Source organism: Psychromonas sp. (assembly GCF_983033635.1).
Genome location: NZ_CEZLMY010000126.1, coordinates 6,006 through 10,229 on the forward strand (window position 1 = coordinate 6,006; position 4,224 = coordinate 10,229).

At 45.5% G+C, this 4,224-nt stretch carries 2 protein-coding genes; one reads left to right on the top strand and one right to left on the bottom strand.

The features are described from left to right. Positions 1 to 64 precede the first annotated feature (64 nt). Positions 65 to 223, top strand: coding sequence for a tyrosine-type recombinase/integrase (locus tag AC4GME_RS13975; RefSeq protein WP_490379609.1), 159 nt, complete (start codon positions 65 to 67; stop codon positions 221 to 223). A 137-nt stretch (positions 224 to 360) separates the two neighbouring features. On the opposite strand, the gene AC4GME_RS13980 is transcribed toward AC4GME_RS13975, so the two are convergent. Further along, a partial coding sequence (locus AC4GME_RS13980) for a hypothetical protein (protein WP_490379610.1) occupies positions 361 to 4,224 on the bottom strand: 3,864 nt, incomplete at its 5' end.

Below are 4,224 nucleotides of genomic sequence, written 5' to 3' on the forward strand. Positions count from 1 at the left end.
TTAATCGCAACATATTGATAAATAAGTCTTTTAACACATTTTGTTATCAATGATTAGTAAGAGTATGCGCAATAGTTTTGCAACGCGTTTATTAGAGGCGAGTACCGATTTGCGCAATATTCAGGAGTTACTTGGCCATAGTGATATCAGTACTACACAGATTTATTTACATGTTGTAGGTTTGCATGAGCGGGGTATTGTCAGCCCAGTCGATAAAAGTTAAAAATATAACCGGACATCAAAACTATATTTACGCAAATTAAAAACAAAAAATCCCGCTGAAAAGCAGGATTTTTAATAATATTTTCTCTGTGAATTAGGTTTTACGCTTGCAGCTAAAGTACAGCTTAATAGCGTCTGTTATTTACTTTTCTCTTCCGCTACTGGCGGCTTTTGCTTGTCATCTGCTTTTTGAGGTTTTGCTATCCATGCGCCATGGCGGGAGTAACCCGCAAACCACCATTTACCCCAGTCGATTAACCGGGTTGCGACCCATAAAGACCAGGCCAGCATCACCACTCGATAAAACCAGATCGGCAGGCTGTACACAGTGACAATAGGCAGTTGCCCAGTTGTTACTTTATCCTGGAAAAACTTAAAGTAGTGCCCGTAACTGCCGTTGCCCACCACCTGCATTTCCGGTGTCGATAACAAACCGACCGGAATCGATACAAGGAGGGAGATAACAGAGATAACCGTCAGTGCAAGGAGAGTCAGCTGCAGAAAATTGAATTTCCAGCGTTCCATTGAAACAGGATCCACATACTGCTTACGAAATGCCATCACAAAAAAGAACAGCGCGGTTATCAGAATTCCATAACTGTTCACCGTTGAAAAGCCGAGACCTAATAAGATCCAGCCAAACGTAGTAATCGGCATCTTCAGCTGCAATTTGCGGGCGATAACCGGCAGCACAATCGCACCGATTAAAATAACAAAGAGTACTCCCCAATATAACATTGCAGCGCCAAGAGAGGGTCCATTAAGGTAGATTAACCAGCGATCCTGGAGAAGGTGATACTCGATATTAATATTAACGGTTTTGCCCGGTAGTTTTATATCTGCGCTGCTGTTGCGCCAGGTTAATTCAGCGCGTTTTTCAAATTGCAGCTCAATCTTCTGCTCACCGGGATGCAGCTGTACAACGGCACGATTGCCGCTGTTAATACTCATCTTGCTGCCATCATGTATTAACGAATTAATTTTTGCCCCTTCAGCCAGGATAATTTCATAAGCAGTACCCTGACTTGCCCGCACGGTAAGCGTCAGCCTGGACTTTTGCACATTTTTACCGGATTGTTGAATTAACGTCGCCATTTCCGTAGTGAATATCTCACCTGCCACCCCATCAGGCCGTTGTATATGGATAGCAAGCGACTCTCCCGGCCATGGTTTCCATAGAGGCTGCAGCTGCCCGCTGGCCAGATTAGATTTGATAGGCTTGATACCGTCAAATTTTACGTTCCAGATGGAGGATGGTATCAATCTCCAGGTTTCTGAATATGAAGGGTTATTATCCGCTGTAAGAGTGATCCTTTCAGTCTGCACAAGCGCCGACTGCCAGCTGATGCTGCGCTGATTTTTCGGGATCTGTACATTGACGCTGCCGTTTTCATTAACCGGATAAGCAGAGAGTATCTGCTCACCTTTTAACAGGGCAATGTTAAATGATCCGGCATCGACAGTCGGTGCTAGTTTCTCAACGCGGGTCAGCATTCGCCACTGTTTACCAAGGGTGATGCTGCGGTGCACAATTGCGTATGATTTCACCGGCAGCGGTGCCAGTGTATTTGTATCCTGGCGGGCAAGAACCTCTTTTGAGGTAAGGCCGATATTATTATTAACCACCACCCCTTTTCGTATACCGTCAATTAACCATGACGGTGCGTCAACCCTGAAGTTATGTATATTCAGCGGCAGGTTAATGGATATTTCGGAATTTTTTACCCGCCCCTGCATAGTGATTGAGTGCGCGCCTTTAGCGAGAAAAACAGTTAAAGCCCCCCGAGAGCTTCTGAGCACCGCCTGCTTATTATCAATAGTAATTTTTTCCGCCAGCCAGGCATCTCCTGCCGAAGGTAACGGCATCGCAATGTCTGCATCAGCGAACAGCTCAAAGGTCAGGCTTAGTTGGTTATCTTTAACCACCAGCAGACCATTATTTAATGACACACAGGACGGCAGGCAATGCGGCGATTTTAACAGTCTGTTTTCATATTCTTTAAGCAGATACTCAGGCGGGTAGCCCTCTTCTTCAGGCAGCTGATCCGCCGCATCTGCGCTCGTTGGTGAGAGCAGTATACCAACACTTAATAACGGCACTATCATAGCGACAACGATTGCGGTTGTCGTCGAACTGAGATGCGCATCCTTTTTATGATCCGGCTCTGTTACTGTATCACTTGGGTTACTGTCATTATCATCGCGTTCACATTCCTTTTTGAGTTTTCCAACCTTAAACAGCGTATGCAGCACAATTGCCCCCGTTAAACCGATAAGCAGCACATTGATTATCCGCCAGATAGCCGTTAACAGCGGAGAGGATAATAGTAAGCTAATCTGCTGATCTGCTGTCACCGTGCCCGATGAATTAATATATAAGGTGTTCCATGACCATGTCGGGATGCCCGGCCCTGTCTGCACCCGATCATTGTCACCCACCTGGTATAAGTTTTGCTGTTCTTTTCTTGTAACCAGGCCATATGACTTACTTTTACTCTCTTTTTTACCTCGAACAGCAACAGCTGCATCCATCTCCTGCATCAGCACCGGTGCTTCCGCTATGGCATTTCTCTGATACTCTATGCTGCCGGCCGTCTGATAGGTTTTAACGCTATGTTTTTCAAGTGTCGGATAGATAGCCAAGCGCAGCGAGCTGATAGCTATGCTGATAAAGGTAATTACCAGAAGCGCTGCCGGCAGTATGGCGACCCTGCTCAGCACTACTTTGTATTTGCCTATTGGTAATCCGATAATGGCGATAAAAGCCAGTAAAACAGCCCACTGTGCATTCGGTGCCTGCTCTTCATGGAAGGTGAAAATTAATGTCACTGCCATTAACAGTGCCCCTTTAAAGCCGAGCAGCTTGTTGGCAACCGCAATCAGAATCATCAACCAGAATATATCCCATAAATTCCACTTCTGAATCCATGTGCCGCTAATGCCGTCGACACCGCTGGCATGAACTGCGCGCCATCCCGGTGGCAGATGTATTCTTGTCCTTAGTTTTGCAGCATCTGTCTGCCAGCCGACAGCATTAATATTATCCACTAACGGGATAGAACTGACTGCTTGTAAATTGATTTGCGGGCTACGAATTTCAACCCCCTCATTACCTGCAAAACTGGTGATTAATACCGGTGTGTGATTAACCGACGCCCGCCCGAGTTTAACCGTTTTCGCGGCGTCTAATCGCCAGCCCTGATGCATTTTACCACTGACTTTATCTTTAGCGATCGCATCTTTTCCGTCAAAGGAGAGCCAGATTTCACGATCAATATTAATACTGTTCTGATGCGCGGCACTATCACCGCGAATAGTAGTCTTTAACTGAAGTTTATCGGACTTTTCAAGCCGATAAGTCGGGTATGATTTCCATTGTGCAGGAATATCAACCAGTGAGGTATCGATGCTTTTCACACCGCTTATTTTTACTTCTCTAATACGGGGATCTGCAATAAAGGACAAATACTCATATTGCGGCCATTCAGGAGAAATCTTGTTGGTTGAAATTGTTGATAGATTGTCTGTAAAACGACTGTCTACTGTTATCTGATATATTCCCGGCTTCACTTGCACCCGCAGCATACCGTCTTCTTCCAAACGGGCGGGCAGAGCCGACTGCAGATAAACCGTCTTGCTGTCTGCAATTGCAACCTGCCCGATTGTTACCTCGCGTGATTTACCGCTGACAAACAGTTTTATTACGCTGGTTAAACGGATCGGTACCCCGTCTTTAACTGCACGGTACACCTGAATTTTCAGTGAATTTTTATCATTAAGCTGCGCAGATTTTTTCTGCAGCGATAAAATAAGCTGGTTATTATTAATGCTGGTCGGCAGTACTTTTGTGTTTCTGAATACTTTTACTAATCCTATCGCATCTGGCAATGCAATAGCCGGCGGGATCTCCTGCCATAAAAACTTGCCGCGAATAATATTGGCACCTTTAATAAGATGTATCCCTGGCGTGCCGTTGCTATCAATTGCTGCGGCGGCCTGTTG

Coding starts and splice junctions, on each gene's coding strand:
- AC4GME_RS13975 (WP_490379609.1), top strand. CDS start 65: ATGCGCAATAGTTTTGCAACGCGTTTATTAGAGGCGAGTACCGATTTG.